The sequence below is a fragment of the Paenibacillus sp. G34 genome (assembly GCF_056856875.1).
The window spans coordinates 3949824-3967741 of record NZ_CM166469.1 but is presented as its reverse complement, the minus strand read 5'-3'; the positions used below and the strand labels follow the sequence as shown (position 1 = coordinate 3967741).

The 17918-nt window shown below is 47.7% G+C and carries 13 protein-coding genes; all 13 read left to right on the top strand.

Annotated elements, in window-relative coordinates:
- Nucleotides 1–109: 109 nt before the first annotated feature.
- The 13 genes from AC1VYS_RS17915 to AC1VYS_RS17855 all read left to right on the top strand — a co-directional run bounded on the left by AC1VYS_RS17915 (nucleotide 110) and on the right by AC1VYS_RS17855 (nucleotide 17854).
- Nucleotides 110–892 (top strand): DUF2953 domain-containing protein, encoded by a 783-nt coding sequence (locus AC1VYS_RS17915; RefSeq protein ID WP_482934393.1) that lies wholly within the window; start codon nucleotides 110–112, stop codon nucleotides 890–892.
- Nucleotides 893–1103: 211 nt separating this feature from the next.
- Nucleotides 1104–1577 (top strand): GerW family sporulation protein, encoded by a 474-nt coding sequence (gene ytfJ / locus AC1VYS_RS17910; RefSeq protein ID WP_441922341.1) that lies wholly within the window; start codon nucleotides 1104–1106, stop codon nucleotides 1575–1577.
- A 137-nt stretch (nucleotides 1578–1714) separates the two neighbouring features.
- The gene (locus tag AC1VYS_RS17905) at nucleotides 1715–2902 is read left to right on the top strand and encodes a D-alanyl-D-alanine carboxypeptidase family protein (protein ID WP_482910834.1); all 1188 of its coding nucleotides are present in this window, start codon (nucleotides 1715–1717) and stop codon (nucleotides 2900–2902) included.
- A 49-nt stretch (nucleotides 2903–2951) separates the two neighbouring features.
- On the top strand, nucleotides 2952–3578 hold the full coding sequence (locus AC1VYS_RS17900) for a nucleoside recognition domain-containing protein (RefSeq protein ID WP_482910833.1): 627 nt from the start codon (nucleotides 2952–2954) through the stop codon (nucleotides 3576–3578).
- A 6-nt stretch (nucleotides 3579–3584) separates the two neighbouring features.
- A complete protein-coding gene (locus tag AC1VYS_RS17895) occupies nucleotides 3585–4118 on the top strand; it encodes a spore maturation protein (protein ID WP_090922318.1) in 534 nt (177 codons plus the stop codon).
- A gap of 63 nt (nucleotides 4119–4181) precedes the next feature.
- Nucleotides 4182–5000 (top strand): S1 family peptidase, encoded by an 819-nt coding sequence (locus AC1VYS_RS17890; protein ID WP_482910832.1) that lies wholly within the window; start codon nucleotides 4182–4184, stop codon nucleotides 4998–5000.
- A gap of 234 nt (nucleotides 5001–5234) precedes the next feature.
- Complete coding sequence (locus tag AC1VYS_RS17885) at nucleotides 5235–5984, top strand: pseudouridine synthase (RefSeq protein WP_482910831.1); 750 nt, start codon at nucleotides 5235–5237, stop codon at nucleotides 5982–5984.
- A gap of 322 nt (nucleotides 5985–6306) precedes the next feature.
- Complete coding sequence (locus AC1VYS_RS17880) at nucleotides 6307–6834, top strand: redoxin family protein (RefSeq protein ID WP_482910830.1); 528 nt, start codon at nucleotides 6307–6309, stop codon at nucleotides 6832–6834.
- Between the two features lie 14 nt (nucleotides 6835–6848).
- The gene (gene resB / locus AC1VYS_RS17875; RefSeq protein WP_482910829.1) at nucleotides 6849–8522 is read left to right on the top strand and encodes a cytochrome c biogenesis protein ResB; all 1674 of its coding nucleotides are present in this window, start codon (nucleotides 6849–6851) and stop codon (nucleotides 8520–8522) included.
- Nucleotides 8519–9781 carry a cytochrome c biogenesis protein CcsA gene (gene ccsA, locus AC1VYS_RS17870; protein WP_482910828.1) on the top strand — a complete coding sequence of 421 codons (1263 nt, stop codon included), beginning with the start codon at nucleotides 8519–8521 and terminating at the stop codon, nucleotides 9779–9781. Before resB ends, ccsA begins: the two co-directional genes overlap by 4 nt.
- 140 nt (nucleotides 9782–9921) lie before the next feature.
- Nucleotides 9922–10638, top strand: a complete 717-nt coding sequence (locus AC1VYS_RS17865) for a response regulator transcription factor (RefSeq protein ID WP_110894386.1) — start codon at nucleotides 9922–9924, stop codon at nucleotides 10636–10638.
- A gap of 226 nt (nucleotides 10639–10864) precedes the next feature.
- On the top strand, nucleotides 10865–12091 hold the full coding sequence (locus AC1VYS_RS17860) for an ATP-binding protein (protein WP_482934392.1): 1227 nt from the start codon (nucleotides 10865–10867) through the stop codon (nucleotides 12089–12091).
- Between the two features lie 192 nt (nucleotides 12092–12283).
- Nucleotides 12284–17854, top strand: coding sequence for a BclA C-terminal domain-containing protein (locus tag AC1VYS_RS17855; RefSeq protein WP_482910826.1), 5571 nt, complete (start codon nucleotides 12284–12286; stop codon nucleotides 17852–17854).
- Nucleotides 17855–17918 lie beyond the last annotated feature (64 nt).

Here is a 17918-nt window from a genome sequence, read left to right as displayed (position 1 = left end):
GTGGAGATAATCTGCTTTGTCTCTTTGTGTTTTATCAAAATATTCGGCAAAAATTGGGGAGATTGAATAGAATGGTGAATTTTTTCCAGTAAGAAATGCCATACTAGACATGAAAAGAATTGAGGGCTTGGAGGTAAGGCCTGTGTGGATCTGGCTTGGAGGAATCGGTTTGTTCATCGCATTGCTGATTGCCGCAGTCCTCATCTCAAATGTTCATGTACATGTTGTATTTCGTAAACATAAGAGCGATGACTATGCAAATATCAATGTTCGGTTGCTGTATGGCTTCGTGCGGATGAATTACGAGATTCCGAGCATTGTTTTCCGAAATATGAAAGAAGGCTTCCTGCTTAAGACAGAACAGTCCATGAACCATTCCCGAGGGGAAGTGTTGGGCAGTCAGCAGGTGAACAAACGAAAAGTTAAAAACTGGGCAAAAGAAGTCAAAGTGATGCTTCGAGCAACGGAGGCTTTGAAAATTTGGGTCAGACAGACGCTCAGACGTGTGCATATAACCAATCTGTTTTGGTCTACTGCGGTTGGCGTGGGTGATGCTGCATATACAGCAATGCTGTCAGGCTGGTTGTGGAGTATCAAGTCCATGATTGTTGGTTTCTTGACATATCAGATGAGATTCAAAACGGTACCTGACCTTGAAGTTCTTCCTGTGTGGTCGGATGAGATGGAATTCCGAACAGAACTTGATTTCAGATTGCGCATTCGTATGATGGCCATTGTTGTTGCAGGGCTAAGACTTCTCACTCGTGTCCTGCAGGTTGAGGGGGGCTGGAAAATGTGGTTCAAACTCCTTCAGCAGCAACGCCGCAAATTTAAAGAAAAGAAGAAACATAGGCGGATTGTCGATAAAGAAGCTAGAAAATCCGGAACTTAACAAGGGCATGATTGATGAATTAAATGTGTAATTGAAATTTCGATCATATACGATGGGTTCCCTACATGGATTACATAACTCCCCGAAACTTGGGGATGATATGGTTAGATCAAAAACCTATACAAGTTGACCGTTACATTGACACAAGCGTATTTAGGTTAATTATTTCAGTCAACGGATATAGCTTATATTGAAACTGGAGGGAATACACATGTCAGATCATCCAATTCAAGGCTTAATGGAAACTGCAATGGAAAATATCAAGGCCATGGTGGATGTCAATACAATCGTTGGCGATGCTGTAGAGACACCAGATGGTACGGTTATTCTGCCGATCAGTAAAGTCGGATTTGGGTTCGCGGCAGGCGGAAGTGATTTCAACGTAAGTGATGCAAAAGGAAGTGGTACATCAAGCACAACGGAACATGCTCATTCCGCGAAGGTCGCATCTCCGTTTGGCGGCGGTAGTGGCGGCGGTGTATCCATTCGTCCGATCGCTTTTCTTGTTGTTGGCAAACAAGGTGTACACATCGTACCATTGGATAATTCGACGCACTTGTTCGAAAAATTGATCGATTCAACACCTTATGTACTTGATCGCATCCAGGAAATGTTCCGTCACCGTAATCATGGAACAACGGAACATGACGTTCGAGTGACAACGGATCATACGACGTATAGCTAAGCCACAAGGTTATCTCCCCGATCCCTCAAGCACTATGGTGCAAGAGGGATTTTTGCTGTTTTTACCTGTGCGGGACATACTCCAGGTTGTCCGAACATAGGATAGTACAAGATTCCAAGTGACCCGGAGGAATGTGGATGCGAAAATTAATGAAGGCTATTGTAGGTATGCTTATGCCTGTGCTGCTGTTCTCAACCATGGGTGCACCGTCTGTTCAGGCGACGATTACTGGGCCCTCTAACCATGCTCAAAGTGCAGCGCTCATTGATGTGACATCAGGTCGAATTCTGTATAGCAAAGATGGAGACAAGGAGCTGCGCATCGCGAGTTTGACTAAGATTATGACTGCTATCGTTGCGATTGAAGAAGGGAAGTTAGATGCGAAAGTCAAGGTAAACCCTTCTGCTTTTGCCAAGGAAGGATCCTCGCTGTACCTTAAGCTGGGCGAGGAAATGACACTTGAAAATATGTTATACGGTCTCATGTTGCGCTCAGGAAATGATGCAGCCTCGGCGATTGCCGAACATGTGGGCGGCTCAGAGGAAGGTTTTGTTTTGCTTATGAACAAAAAGGCCGAGCAAATCGGATTGACACGTTCCCATTTTTTGAACCCGCATGGTCTGGACGCCGAGGGTCATTACTCCACAGCGAATGATCTGGCGAAGTTAACCGCTTATGCGCTCCATAACCCGGTGTTTAAACGCATCGTGGCAACAGAGAACAAATCCGCACCTAATCCGAATGAAAGCTGGGAATACTCCTGGCACAACAAAAACAAAATGCTTCGATTGTACGAAGGTGCAGACGGCGTTAAAACCGGATACACCAAAAAAGCATTCCGCTGTCTGGTCAGCTCGGCAACACGGAATGGACAACAACTGGCAGCGGTGACACTTAACGATGGTGATGATTGGAACGACCATGCGAAAATGCTGGATTTTGGTTTTGAACATTTTCCGCTAGTGGAGATCGCAAAGCAGGAACAGCCTGTGCAGAACATGGAACTCGTAACCGGGCGTGGGTTTAAATACCCGCTCGCCAAAGGTGAAGAAGAAAATATAAACAAAAAATTGATTTTGTTCGATAAACGTGCACAGACCAATGTTGGAGAGAAAGAACAAACAGCAGACCCTTCGTTTGGACTGGCAGGACGAATTGATATGCAGCTGAAAGGTGAATCAATCGGCTCCATACCTGTGTATTTCAAAGGCAGCTATATTCCGCCAGAGCCAAAAGTCGAAGATGTTACACTTGGTGGCATTGGGGAGATCACGACATGGCTTTCAGCGTGGAAAGCAGTATTAGGCCGACTGTTATCGCCTTGATAAGAGTAGAAGCATAACTGTGTGGCTGTTAAGAGGAGGGGTGATTTCAGTGATTAATCTGATCTGGTTGATGATGATCTTGATCGGATTTGCTTTTGCAGCAGTGAACGGGAAAATTGAAGTGGTTACTCAGGCAGCATTTGATGGTGCTGCAACCGGTGTGACCGTATGTTTCGGTCTGATCAGTGTGCTTGTATTCTGGATGGGGATGATGAAAATGGCAGAAGATGCTGGTCTCCTTGGGCGAATAGCAAAGCTGCTTGGACCCGTTGTAGGATTTCTGTTTCCCGATGTACCGAAAAACCACCCAGCCATGGGTTACATACTATCCAATATGAGCGCTAATTTGCTCGGCCTTGGAAATGCGGCTACCCCGATGGGGATCAAGGCTATGCAGCAGTTGCAGGAGCTAAATCCAGACAAGCAAACCGCTTCGCCAGCCATGTGTACACTGCTGGCGCTGAACACCGCCAGTATTACGATTATTCCAACAACGCTGATTGCAATCAGGTTGAACTATCATTCAGCGAATGCTACCGAGATTGTAGGCACAACGTTGATGGCTACTATTATTGCTACGCTTGCTGCCATTATGGCAGATCGCTGGTATCGAAACAGAACCCTCCGCAGATCGCCGGGTATATCCCAAAGCGGTAATCCTGGTATGAAAGGATGAGCAGCCTTGTTAACCTTCATTAACTGGATTTCGGTCTGGGCCATTCCGGTTATTATCGCGTTTGTTCCATTATATGCGTTTACCAAAAAGGTCCCGGTCTACGAATCCTTTGTTGATGGGGCCAAGGATGGCTTCTCGACTGCAATCAGCATCATTCCACATCTGGTAGGAATGATGGTTGCCATTAGCGTTTTTCGTGCCTCGGGTGCACTGGATTTTGTGATTCAATTTTTCACTCCACTTGTGTCTTGGATGGGCGTGCCTGGAGAAGTACTTCCATTAGGCATACTACGTCCTTTAACCGGGACAGGCTCGCTAGCTTTTACAACGGATCTGATAAAAACGTACGGCCCTGATTCTATGATTGGCCGGATGGCATCTACCATTCAAGGTAGTACGGACACGACATTATATGTGCTAACTGTATATTTCGGAGCAGTCGGTATACGGAATGGGCGGTATGCACTCAAAGTGGGATTGTTTTCTGACGTAGTTGGATTTATAGCTGCGCTTGCCATTTGTTTGATCGTTTTTGGTTAAACTATTGCTCCTTTCCTTCCGATATACTAGTTATGCTAGAATAATAACGGAGGAGAGTGAGACATGCATAAGAGTTGGAAACGAATACTCCGTTACGGTTTGACAAGTATGCTCGCCATGACGATGCTTGTAGGTTCAACAGGGTTAGCGGGTGCTCAGGCTGAACAGACGATACATTTTAACGGATACTTTGACAAATCATTGCGTGCGCAAATGGCGGTTATGGCCGATTCTTTTCCGGTAGTGAATGTACGCCTGGTTAAAGCAGAAGAGCCGGATATGGTTTATTATGATGTAGGCACTTCAATTCTGATATCCAAAGACGAAGTGCTAACCAATTACCATGTTGTACAGGAATTCGCTGAGCTGTCTGGTGGGGATAAAGGAACTTTAACGGTAGCTAGCCCGGGAGCACTCAATCAGGCAGTTAAAGCTAAGATTGTCAAAACCGATCCGGTAACGGATATGGCTTTGTTGAAGCTGGACAAACCGATCAACGCTGAGCCGGTAAAGTTTGCTGATGCCCGTGACAATCAGGTCGTATACACCATCGGATTTCCTAAAAATCCGTCCGGAGATCTTGTGATTTTGGATGATGATTTGCCTTCGACCTATAACACGATAACGAAGAGTCGGGTGTTCAGTTCTTTGGCTGCGGATGTACCGGGTAAAGCAGGTATAGGGAACATCGTTAAAGCGATGGCTCAAGGCAATTCAGGTGGACCAATACTTGATCAGAATAACCAAGTCATCGGCATGATGACATTTGTATATGGCGGACGAACCTATTTCATTACTTCAAAGACATTGCAGACGTTTGTGAAAGAAGCCGCGGTGCCGGCGAAAAAGCCAATTGTGGTTGCAGGCAAAGTTTCAAACTAATTTTATTCACATTGAGATACGAGAGTCGTTAATAATAAAGAGAGTTTATCTAAGCGTGGTCTGAACGTAATCGGACGTGGCGAGGGTAAGCTTTTTTTTGCATTCAAACGATAAAAACATCTATTATTCAACACATAAATTAACGATAATGCTCGACTGTTCACAAAAACATTGGATAATCCTTGTGATTTCCTGGTTGGATGGGTATCATTAGTGTGAGGTGACATGACAAACATGGAAAGATTACAAAAAATTATCGCACAGGCAGGTATTGCATCCCGCCGTAAGAGCGAGGAATTGATCCTGTCCGGCAAAGTAGAAGTTAACGGGGAGGTCGTAACCGAACTGGGTACGAAAGCGAACCCCGAAGAGGATATGATTACGGTAAATGGAAAACCGATCCGCAGTGAGAAAAAAGTGTATTTGATGCTGAACAAACCCAAAGGGGTCATTACTAGCGCATCAGACCCGGAAGGTCGGAAAATTGTATCCGATTATTTAAAGGGTGTTAAGGAACGTGTTTATCCGGTAGGGCGTCTCGATTATGACACAGAAGGTCTGCTTATTCTAACCAATGATGGCGAATTTGCGCATCTGCTGACCCATCCAAAGCATCACGTGCCTAAAACGTATCTGGCTACGGTTAAAGGTGTACCGCATGGTACAGAACTGGAAAAACTCAAAAATGGAATTATGCTTGAAGACGGTATGACTGCTCCAGCAGAGGTTGAGTACAAGGATGTGGATACGGCTGGCAAAGAGTCCGTGATCTCCATCACGATTTATGAGGGACGAAACCGTCAGGTAAGACGTATGTTCGAGGCGATCAATCATCCCGTTACACGTCTGAAACGGATTTCGTTCGGTGGAATTTTGCTGCAAAATCTGAAACGAGGACTGACTCGTAATTTGACCAAAGAGGAAGTCAACAATCTGATTACCCTCGCAAAATCCGAACCCGCCAAAAAAATGAAAAAAAGGTAATGTGAGGACACATAATTTTCATAAAACCGCCGCAGATTTGTGACGAAATTCGCTATAATTGTTCATAGGATGTTCACAGTTTCTATGACAAGAGTCTAAATAAGTGGAATACTTCTTTTACACATTAACGGAGAGGACAGAAAAAACCTGGAAAAGCGAAGCGCTCGCCTTTATCACCGGATTTTTCCTTTAAGAAAAGGGGATTCAAAAAATCTGGGATAACAGCGATTGTAAGGGTATTCTGTCATTAGAGTGGGCTGTGTAAAATCTTTATTTCAACTTATATAGCTAACGAAATCGTCACTTCAAAGGGGAGCAGCACATGGGGAAATCAAGAAGAACGGTGCAAATCGTTATTTTGTGCTTGATCCTGGTGTTGGGCGGATACGCGATTACAACATCGGTATCCGGCTCGAATGGCAAACCAAAGGAAGGGGATCAAGCCCCTTCTTTTGAACTGCTGGGCCTGGATGGTCAAGTTCATACGTCTGATGAGTATCAAGGGAAAGCGATGGTTATCAATTTCTGGGGCACATGGTGTGAACCTTGTGTGAAAGAGATGCCTGCACTTCAAGCGCAGGCTGACAAATGGAAGGATAGGGGTGTCCAATTTGTCGGAATCAACGTTGGAGAAGACCAGATGACGGTTGAAAATTTTGTGAAGCAAGTGGGTGTTACATTTCCGATTATGTTAGACCGGGACAAAAATTCAGTTCGGGACTATGGAATCTCACCGATGCCAACAACATTTTTTGTGTCTGATTCGGGTAAAATCTCCACTATTCATATCGGGCAATTGGATTTGGACACACTTGACGCTCAAATCTCACAGCTGGCGAAGCAGCCCTGACAGGAGGTCTACTTGTGTTCCAAAATACAAAATGTGAGTGTGGTCATCAGAATCCGGTAGGAACCGTATTATGTGAAGCATGTGGTAAGCCGCTTCTGGAGGAAACGGTTCAATCGAATGAAGTGCTGGAGATGCGTTATGATGGCATGGCACGGCGTTCACAGCGCAGTAATCCCAACATTATTGATCGCATATGGAATTTTTTCTCATCCGTCAAAATTGCTGTTTATATGATCGTTCTTACACTTGTTGGCTCTATGCTGGGCACGATCTACCCGCAAGAGAGTACGTTTCTGAATATGGATCCTTCCGTTTATTACAAAGAAACCTATGGTCAGTTAGGCCATATTTATTATCTTCTGGGTCTATCTCATACATATGAATCTTGGTGGTTTATTACACTATTGGTGATGATTGGAGCTTCGCTTGTCATCTGTAGTCTGGATCGTGTGCTTCCGCTTTACAAGGCGCTGAACAAGCAGCGTATTCGGAAACATTTACAATTCCTGACGAGACAACGTCTCGTGTATCAAGGTTCCGTCGAAGAGGCGCCTGAAGAGTGGATTAAGAAAGCGGTTACTCCGCTGCGTAAGAGAGGGTATCGTGTTCATACGCAAGGGGATGCATTGCTTGCTGAGAAGCAGCGTTTTAGCCGATGGGGTCCTTATGTCATTCATATTGGACTTATCATTTTCCTGCTCGCTGTACTCGCACGTGGACTTCCAGGTTTAAATCTGGACGAGCATGTGGCTTTCCCCGAAGGAGAAATCAAAAAAATTCCGAATACGTCCATGTATCTGAAAAACGAAAAGTTTAGTGTAGAGTTTTACAGTGAAGATGAAGTGCCGGAGCAGTTCAAAAATTTGAATAAAACGGTTCCCAAATTGTTTGAAACCAAGGTCGTTTTATATGAATGCACAGCAGATTGCTCGGATCTCTCCAAAAAACCTCAGCTTGCAGAGGTTGCAAGACATGATGTTCGAGTGAACCATCCTCTGAATTACCAAGGTCTGAAGGCATACCAGTTTGACTATGATCTCACGCCGACGATTCGCTCGGTCACTCCGGATCTGGTCAATGCGAAGACTGGGGAAGTTTACGGTGCTTTGAAGATTGATATGATGGATACACAACGCTCCTTTGAAGCAGGTCCTTATAAACTGACTGTTAAAGAAAAATTCATGGACTTTGCGCTGGACGACAAAGGAGAGCCTAAATCCAAATCACCTTCGCCCAATGCACCTGCATTCCTCTTTCATATCGAAGGACCGGATTTGCCGGATAAGGGAATTCAGTACTTATATTTTGCCAAACAAATAGACAAGCAACGTTTTCAGCAGGACGCAATCAATCGTCAATTGGTAGGAGGAGAACTTCCTTTGCAGCTGGAGGTTGATAGCATGGACAAGGTTGACCTTATTCAATCGGTAAGTTACCTGAATATACGCGTGGACAAAGCAATGCCGTTTGTATGGGTAGGGGCTGGAATTGTCATGCTGGGTCTTGTCATGGGCTTTTATTGGCATCATCGCCGCATTTGGATTCGATTCGATGATGAGCGAATTACGCTTGGCGGGCATACCAACAAAAACTGGTTCGGCTTCAGACGAGAAGTTGCTGGTATTTTGAAACAGATGAATCTGGAAGTGGATGAGAAGTCGTTGGATAACGGGGGGAACCAAGCATGAATATACTGGATTTCAGCAGCGACGCATTTATCGTATCTTTTTTTCTGTATTGTGCTGCGTTTTTATTATATGCCGTGGCCGTCATGGGCAAGAAATGGAGTAACCGTGATCCCCTGGATCATATGAATCGTTGGGGTAAACGTGCTTTTGTAGCATCTACGGTTGCGTTAACTGCACATTTTGTTTTCTTCGTCACACGCTGGATTGGTGCAGGCCATATTCCGGTAAGTAATATGTACGAGTTTATGTCCTTTTTATCCATGATGATCATGGTTGCATTTATCGTAGTATATGCGATTTATCGGAAATCTCTGCTGGGCTTGTTTGCACTTCCACTTACAATTATCATTATGGCATACGCTGCCGTATTTCCTCAGGAAGTTCAACCACTGATTCCAGCATTGCAATCAATCTGGTTAAAAATTCACGTTACGCTGGCAGCCTTGGGTGAAGCGTTTTTCGCTGTAGGTTTTGCTGCCGGATTCATGTACCTGCTTCGAACGGTTGATTTTAGTGGAAAAGACAAGTCTTCTCGCCGTCAGCGCGGGTGGGTAGAATTCACGCTCATAACAATTGTCGTAGTCATCGGATTTATTGGAACGGTATTTGCTTTCCGTGCAGCTGGCTATGAAGCCGTTTTTGCTCAGAAAACAGTCAGCATTGACACAAAGGGAGAGGAAAATAGTACAATAGAGAAAGTGATTTATCGCATGCCTCCTATTTTTGCTCCATATAATAGTGAAGTGGAGAGCATAAAACCGTTTCTCGGAATGAAAGAGCCGTTACTTGAAACGCCTTCGTGGATGAATGGCGTGAATGCAGGACGTAAGCTAAATACAGTCGTTTGGTCGATCATTACAGGTCTGATTCTATACGGTATTATTCGTTTAATTGTACGCAGACCGCTTGGACAGGCGTTACAGCCGATGATGAATGGTATTGACGCAGATGACCTCGATGAGATTAGTTATCGTGCTATCGCGATCGGATTCCCTATTTTTACGCTGGGAGCTTTAATTTTTGCCATGATTTGGGCTCAGATTGCCTGGAGTCGTTTCTGGGGCTGGGATCCCAAAGAGGTATGGGCATTGATTACTTGGCTGTATTATAGTGTTTATCTGCACCTACGTTTATCCAAAGGATGGCAAGGTCAAAAGTCGGCATGGCTTGCTGTGCTTGGTTTTCTGGTCGTCATGTTTACACTGGTTGGGGTAAATCTGATCATTGCGGGATTACATTCTTATGCTGGTGCAGACTAGGATAGTGCATTCAAACTAGTGGGCAAAACAACGGTAAATTCATGATGTACCCGTTCACCAGAACTGGGTATTCAAATATTGTTCGCAAGATCGAACATAATAGAAGTGATGAGGAGTATTGTAAAGGGGCTTGAGTGGGCATGTCAGAACATGAGAATCGTATTTTGGTCGTGGATGATGAAGAAAGAATCCGCAGACTGCTTAAAATGTATCTTGAAAAAGAAGGGTATGAAATTGATGAAGCGGAGGATGGCGAAACAGCACTTCGTAAAGCGACGGCTGGAGATTACGGTCTCATTTTGCTTGATGTCATGCTTCCAGGCATGGACGGTGTTGAAGTGTGTACCCGACTTCGTCAGGTGAAATCTACCCCTGTATTAATGCTCACCGCAAAAGGGGAAGAGATTAATCGTGTACAAGGTTTTGAAGTAGGGGCAGATGACTATGTTGTGAAGCCGTTTAGCCCGCGTGAGGTTATTTATCGGGTGAAGGCCATCTTGCGTCGTTCTTCAGCTACTGCATATCTTTCCAAGGAGAGTAACTCGAGCAACAATATTGTTTTTCCGCATCTCGTTATTGAGCATGATGCTCACCGAGTGACTGCGGGTGGCGAAGAAATCAGCTTAACGCCGAAAGAATACGAGTTGCTGCATTATCTTGCAACATCTCCTGACAAAGTTTTCTCCAGAGAAGAACTGCTTAAGGATGTATGGAACTATGAATTTTTCGGTGATCTTCGCACCGTAGATACCCATGTAAAGCGTCTTCGTGAGAAGCTGAACAAGGTATCACCTGAATCGGCAGCGATGATAACAACTGTGTGGGGTGTCGGTTATAAACTGGAAGTACCGAAATAACTTTGCTTTCTGGAGATCATTGGTTGGAAAGTTATGGATAACGATTATTTGCCTTGTCGGTTGTGTACTTATTGCGCTGGGTTTGTTTCTGTTGCCCTATATTGATACTAACTTTGCTGAGTCTGAATCCAGAGATATCAAAAGGCTGTTTACTTATATTTGCATTGTCGGATTTAGCTTAACTACGTTTTTTGCATTGTTTCTGTTCACTAAGATCACACAGCCCATGCAGCAATTAATTCAAGCAGCTAACGCCATCCGCAAGGGGAAGTATGAAACGAGACTTTCTCTTCGTACCAATGACGAAATCGGTGAACTTGCATACACGTTTAATCACATGGCGGTTCAACTGGAAGATACCATTCGAAATTTGAATCATGAGAAGGAACATTTGGCGAGTGTGCTAAGAAGCATGACGGATGCCGTGATTACTTTTGATGGTGAGGGCAAGGTGATCTTGACGAATCCGCCTGGTGAGAAAATTATGCAGGCCTGGTATGCTCTCGACTGGGCTCAGGAGGATGAAGGATTAGATGGGTATCCGTCTGCGAATCCGTCTCGGGATGTTCCTGAACCGCTGGTACCCTTATTCAGACTGGTGATGGAGCAAGGAGGGGACCAGAGCTCCAATGTTCACGTTCAACAAGGAGTATGGTCTGTGCAAATGGCCCCTTTGTATGCAGATAGTGTGGTGCGGGGTGCAGTGGCTGTGTTGAGAGATGTTACCGAAGAAGTGAAAATGGAGAAGATGCGTCGGGACTTCGTTGCCAATGTATCTCATGAAATTCGTACACCGTTATCAATGATGCAAGGATACAGTGAGGCGCTACTTGACGGGATGGCGACATCACCCGAAGAGAGTGAAGAACTGATTCAGGTTATTCATGACGAGTCGCTGCGGATGGGCAGACTGGTGAAGGATTTGCTTGATCTGGCCCGAATGGATGCAGGACATACCGATATGAACATGAAGGAAGTTGAGCTGGGTGAACTTCTTGAACGTGTCTATCGAAAATTTATGGTTCGCTCAAAAGAGCAGGAGATTCAGCTTCAATTTGAATGCAAACAACAGACGATCCCACTTCAACAGGCTGATGAAGACAGGCTGGAGCAGGTATTCACGAATTTATTGGATAATGCTTTCAGGCACACACCTGGTGGTAAAAGTGTAAAAATCTCTGCTGAGCTTGTCACTCATCTGCGCGCTCCATTTGCCAAGGTAAGTATAAAAGATCAGGGTGTGGGCATCCCCACTTCAGACTTGCCTTTTATTTTTGAACGTTTTTATAAAGCAGATAAAGCTCGGGTTCGGGGAGAGAGCGTGGGAACAGGACTCGGTCTTGCGATTGTAAAAAATATCGTAGATGCTCATCAGGGCACGATTCATGTCAATAGTGTGCTTGGTGAAGGTACGGAGTTTATTTTGCAATTTCCCGTAGAATCTTCGAAATAGGTGGATTTTAAACAAAAATTGCCGAAACACCCTCTAATTGAGGGTGTTTTTTTGTTGAAGTATTCCGTTTAATCTTGTTCAACGTGGAACAGGTCGTATTCTTTTTGTACGCAATAAAATGTCCAAGATAATTTTTGATCTCCTCCTTCATAAGATTGAAAAATAAGATGTCAAAGGAGGATTGAGTCAAGTATGTCCGATGGACGTAAAAGAGTGAATATTAAAGCGTTTTTGGAAGGGAGATCATTCCGGGCAGGTTCGCCGTTTATCCCCATAACAGTTAGTGAACTTGAGCAATATGAGTCTATTCTTCGTTCTCTTGCTGTAACCATTCCCGCTGCAATTAGTCAGCCGAGTGCGGCGAATATACTTGCGCTGCAGAACGGATTACGTCAATTACTTACATTTGTGAACGAATCTGAGTTGCGTGCTGGGGTAAAAGCGGAGCTCCAAGCTGTATTAGAACTGACCATTGCTTCTTCTGAAGTCATTCCTGTTCCTCTAATTAATCTTGCAGGGAATGTGCAAAATCTGTTGGATGACTTGTTGAGTGTAACATTACTTTTGGAGGTACCTCCCGAAGTAAAGGATCGGTTAGTTGGATTAATTCGTTCCATATCGATCTCGTTAAGCAGAGCCACAACGACTTTTGGTACAGGGGGGATTACGGGGGCAGCAGGTCCTCCCGGTGTTCCGGGGGTACCAGGAGTCCCTGGAGTTCCTGGAGTGAGAGGTGCTACGGGTCCAACAGGTGCAGCAGGGCCAGCTGGATCTGGGGGTGCTGTCGGCCCTATAGGCCCGCAGGGTCCACAAGGACCACAAGGACCACAAGGAGCGACAGGAATTCCTGGTGTAGGATTAAACAATATTACAACGTTTAACCCTGTAGCTGGATCAACTTACGCTCAAGGTCAGGTTGTTAGTTATGAGGGAAGTCTTTATGTGGCCAACGTAAATGGCCCGGTGGGTGTACCTGGAAGTTCACCTGATTACACGCTCTTACTTGCCGCCGGTTCTACAGGTGCAACAGGGGCAACAGGTGTAGGACTTTCTGGAGCTGTTGCTTTTGATGCTGCTCTTGCACCTGGATATTCTGCAGGTCAAGTGGTTACTTATAATGGCAGTACTTATATTGCCAGTGTGGCAGGTCCGACAGGCACACCAGGTACATCTTCGGACTATACATTGATCGCTGCATCAGGGGTGACAGGAGCTACTGGGGTGGGACTTAACGGTGCTATCACCTTTGACCCAGCTCAAGCGCCAACGTATTCAGCAGGCCAAGTGGTCACATTCAATGGCAGTACGTATATTACTAATGTCGCTTCACCGACAGGTACGCCTGGAAGTTCACCTGATTATACACTAATCGCTGGTGCAGGACCGACAGGGGCAACCGGCGCTACAGGTGTAGGGCTCACTGGGATTGTTACATTCGATCCTGCTCAAGCGCCAACATATCCATTAGGTCAGATTGTAACGTCTAATGGTAGCACATATATTACGAATGTCGCCGCGCCAACGGGTACACCTGGAAGTTCACCAGACTATTCGTTGCTTGCAGGAGCAGGCTCAACTGGAGCCACCGGAGCAACAGGTATAGGTTTGGAGGGAGTTGTACCCTTTGATCCGGCTGTTGCGCCGACGTATTCAGCAGGCCAAGTGGTCACATTTAATGGCAGTACGTATATTACGAATGTCGCTTCACCGACAGGTACGCCTGGAAGTTCCCCAGATTATACATTACTTGCTGGAGCAGGGCCATCAGGAGCTACAGGATCGACAGGAGTTACTGGTTCAACGGGAGCGACAGGTGTAGGATTAAGCGGTATCGTGGCATTTGACCCAGCGGTAGCCCCGACGTACCCAGCCGGTCAAGTGGTGACGTTCAATGGGAGCACGTACGTCACCAATGTAGCCGCGCCAACGGGCACGCCAGGCACTTCGCCAGACTACACGTTATTAGCAAGTGCAGGAGCCACAGGAGGAACAGGTGCTACTGGGGCGGGTGTAACTGGTAGTACAGGTATAACAGGGACCACGGGAGCCACTGGTGTAGGATTGAGTGGCATCGTAGCATTTGACCCAGCGGTAGCTCCGACATATCCAGCCGGTCAAGTGGTGACGTTCAATGGTAGCACGTACGTCACCAATGTAGCCGCGCCAACGGGCACGCCAGGCACTTCACCGGATTACACGTTATTAGCAAGTGCAGGGGCAACAGGCGCAACGGGCACAGCCGGAGAGACCGGAGCAACCGGTGCAAGCATTACGGGTGCAACAGGAGCCACGGGTGCAGGATTAAGCGGCATTGTGGCATTTGACCCAGCGGTAGCTCCGACATATCCAGCTGGTCAAGTGGTGACGTTTGATGGTAGTACGTATATCACCAATGTAGCCGCGCCAACGGGTACGCCAGGCACTTCGCCGGACTACACGTTATTAGCAAGTGCAGGGGCAACAGGTGTAACTGGTGAAACGGGAGTGACTGGAGCAACTGGCGTAAGCATTACGGGTGCAACAGGAGCCACGGGTGCAGGATTAAGCGGCATTGTGGCATTTGACCCAGCGGTAGCTCCGACATACCCAGCCGGTCAAGTGGTGACGTTCAATGGCAATACGTATATCACCAATGCAGCTGCGCCAACGGGTACGCCAGGCACTTCGCCAGACTACACGTTATTAGCAAGTGCAGGGGCGACAGGTGTCACGGGTGTAACTGGGGAAACAGGAATAACGGGAGCGACTGGTGAAACCGGGGTGACTGGCACAACGGGAACAGCCGGAGAGACCGGAGCAACCGGTGCAAGCATTACAGGTGCAACAGGAGCCACGGGTGTAGGATTGAGTGGCATCGTAGCATTTGACCCAGCGGTAGCTCCGACATATCCAGCTGGTCAAGTGGTGACGTTTGATGGTAGTACGTATATCACCAATGTAGCCCCGCCAACGGGTACGCCAGGCACTTCGCCAGACTACACGTTATTAGCAAGTGCAGGGGCGACAGGTGTCACGGGTGTAACTGGGGAAACAGGAATAACGGGAGCGACTGGTGAAACCGGGGTGACTGGCACAACGGGAACAGCCGGAGAGACCGGAGCAACCGGTGCAAGCATTACGGGTGCAACAGGAGCCACGGGTGTAGGATTGAGTGGCATCGTAGCATTTGACCCAGCGGTAGCCCCGACATATCCAGCTGGTCAAGTGGTGACGTTTGATGGTAGTACGTATATCACCAATGTAGCCGCGCCAACGGGTACGCCAGGCACTTCGCCGGACTACACGTTATTAGCAAGTGCAGGGGCAACAGGTGTAACTGGTGAAACGGGAGTGACTGGAGCAACTGGCGTAAGCATTACGGGTGCAACAGGAGCCACGGGTGCAGGATTAAGCGGCATTGTGGCATTTGACCCAGCGGTAGCTCCGACATACCCAGCCGGTCAAGTGGTGACGTTCAATGGCAATACGTATATCACCAATGCAGCTGCGCCAACGGGCACGCCAGGCACTTCACCGGATTACACCTTATTAGCAAGTGCAGGGGCAACAGGCGCAACGGGCACAGCCGGAGAGCCCGGAGCAACCGGTGCAAGCATTACAGGTGCAACAGGAGCGACAGGTGTAGGATTGAGTGGCATCGTAGCATTTGACCCAGCGGTAGCTCCGACATACCCAGCCGGTCAAGTGGTGACGTTCAATGGCAATACGTATATCACCAATGCAGCTGCGCCAACAGGCACGCCAGGCACTTCGCCAGACTACACGTTATTAGCAAGTGCAGGGGCGACAGGTGAAACGGGAGTGACTGGAGCAACTGGCGTAAGCATTACGGGTGCAACAGGAGCCACGGGTGTAGGATTGAGTGGCATCGTAGCATTTGACCCAGCGGTAGCTCCGACATATCCAGCTGGTCAAGTGGTGACGTTTGATGGTAGTACGTATATCACCAATGTAGCCGCGCCAACGGGTACGCCAGGCACTTCGCCGGACTACACGTTATTAGCAAGTGCAGGGGCGACAGGTGTAACTGGTGAAACGGGAGTGACTGGAGCAACTGGCATAAGCATTACGGGTGCAACAGGAGCCACGGGTGTAGGATTGAGTGGCATCGTAGCATTTGACCCAGCGGTAGCTCCGACATATCCAGCTGGTCAAGTGGTGACGTTTGATGGTAGTACGTATATCACCAATGTAGCCGCGCCAACGGGTACACCAGGCACTTCGCCGGATTACACATTGATTGCTGGAGCAGGGGCGACAGGCGCAACAGGCACAGCCGGAGAAACCGGAGCAACCGGTGCAAGCATTACGGGTGCAACAGGAGCCACGGGTGTAGGATTGAGTGGCATCGTAGCATTTGACCCAGCGGTAGCTCCAACGTACCCAGTTGGTCAAGTGGTGACGTTCAATGGCAGTACGTATGTCACCAATGTAGCCGCGCCAACAGGCACGCCAGGCACTTCGCCGGACTACACGTTATTAGCAAGTGCAGGGGCGACAGGTGTAACTGGTGAAACGGGAATAACGGGTGCGACAGGTGAAACGGGAGTGACTGGAGCAACTGGCGTAAGCATTACGGGTGCAACAGGAGCCACGGGTGTAGGATTGAGTGGCATCGTAGTATTTGACCCAGCGGTAGCTCCGACATATCCAGCCGGTCAAGTGGTGACGTTTGATGGTAGTACGTATATCACCAATGTAGCCGCGCCAACAGGCACGCCAGGCACTTCGCCGGATTACACGTTATTAGCAAGTGCAGGGGCAACAGGTGTAACTGGGGAAATTGGAGCCACGGGAGTAACGGGAACGACTGGTGGAACCGGGGTGACTGGTGCAACGGGTACGGCCGGAGTGACTGGAGCAACGGGCGCAAGCATTACGGGTGCAACAGGAGCCACGGGAGTAACGGGAACGACTGGCGAAACCGGGGTGACCGGAGCGACGGGTATGGCCGGAGTGACTGGGGTAACCGGAGCAAGCATTACGGGTGCAACAGGAACCACGGGAGTAACGGGAACGACTGGCGAAACCGGGGTGACCGGAGCGACGGGTACGGCCGGAGTGACTGGAGCAACGGGCGCAAGCATTACGGGTGCAACAGGAGCCACGGGAGTGACGGGAACGACTGGCGAAACTGGGGTGACCGGAGCGACAGGTACGGCCGGAGTGACTGGAGCAACGGGCGCAAGCATTACGGGTGCAACAGGAGCCACCGGAGCGACTGGCGAAACCGGGGCGACGGGTATCGCCGGAGTGACTGGAGCAACAGGGGGGACTGGTGCAACGGGCACAGCCGGAGTCACTGGAGTCACCGGAGCAAGCATTACGGGCGCAACAGGAGCCACCGGAGCAACAGGTACGTCCGTAACAGCAACCTCAGCTTTTGCTGAAAATACGAGTGGTACGATCCTTGTTCTTTTGGGTGGTACATTAATCCCACTGACAAACAATCAAAACATCGGAACAGGTATTACGGTTAATGGAACTAGCGATACTTTTACTTTAGCTAACACAGGAAGGTACTTTATTTCTTACAAAATCAGTTTAACAGCTGCAGCTCTAATACAGTCCCGGGTGTTGCTTAATGGCGCAGCGATTCCAGCCAGTGTTGTCTCGCCTGCGCTTTCCTTGAGTCAATTGCAAACAGAATTTATCGTCTCGGTTACTGCTGGTTCGACCATTCAACTTCAGCTTTTCGGCCTCGCGGGCACGGCTGTGCTTTCGCCACCAGGTGCCACTTTAACTATTATTCAATTAAGTTAACCATTTTCAATCTCATAGCACGCAAAAGAGACGGGGCTCATCGTTCCCGTCTCTTTGTGTAATA

What these genes read in the sequence shown, in the direction of transcription:
- AC1VYS_RS17860 (WP_482934392.1), top strand. Translation starts at nt 10,865, where the DNA reads ATGCAGCAATTAATTCAAGCAGCTAACGCCATCCGCAAGGGGAAGTAT.
- AC1VYS_RS17915 (WP_482934393.1), top strand. Translation starts at nt 110, where the DNA reads ATGAAAAGAATTGAGGGCTTGGAGGTAAGGCCTGTGTGGATCTGGCTT.
- ccsA (WP_482910828.1), top strand. Translation starts at nt 8,519, where the DNA reads ATGAATATACTGGATTTCAGCAGCGACGCATTTATCGTATCTTTTTTT.
- AC1VYS_RS17885 (WP_482910831.1), top strand. Translation starts at nt 5,235, where the DNA reads ATGGAAAGATTACAAAAAATTATCGCACAGGCAGGTATTGCATCCCGC.
- AC1VYS_RS17855 (WP_482910826.1), top strand. Translation starts at nt 12,284, where the DNA reads ATGTCCGATGGACGTAAAAGAGTGAATATTAAAGCGTTTTTGGAAGGG.
- ytfJ (WP_441922341.1), top strand. Translation starts at nt 1,104, where the DNA reads ATGTCAGATCATCCAATTCAAGGCTTAATGGAAACTGCAATGGAAAAT.
- AC1VYS_RS17890 (WP_482910832.1), top strand. Translation starts at nt 4,182, where the DNA reads ATGCATAAGAGTTGGAAACGAATACTCCGTTACGGTTTGACAAGTATG.
- AC1VYS_RS17880 (WP_482910830.1), top strand. Translation starts at nt 6,307, where the DNA reads ATGGGGAAATCAAGAAGAACGGTGCAAATCGTTATTTTGTGCTTGATC.
- AC1VYS_RS17905 (WP_482910834.1), top strand. Translation starts at nt 1,715, where the DNA reads ATGCGAAAATTAATGAAGGCTATTGTAGGTATGCTTATGCCTGTGCTG.
- AC1VYS_RS17865 (WP_110894386.1), top strand. Translation starts at nt 9,922, where the DNA reads ATGTCAGAACATGAGAATCGTATTTTGGTCGTGGATGATGAAGAAAGA.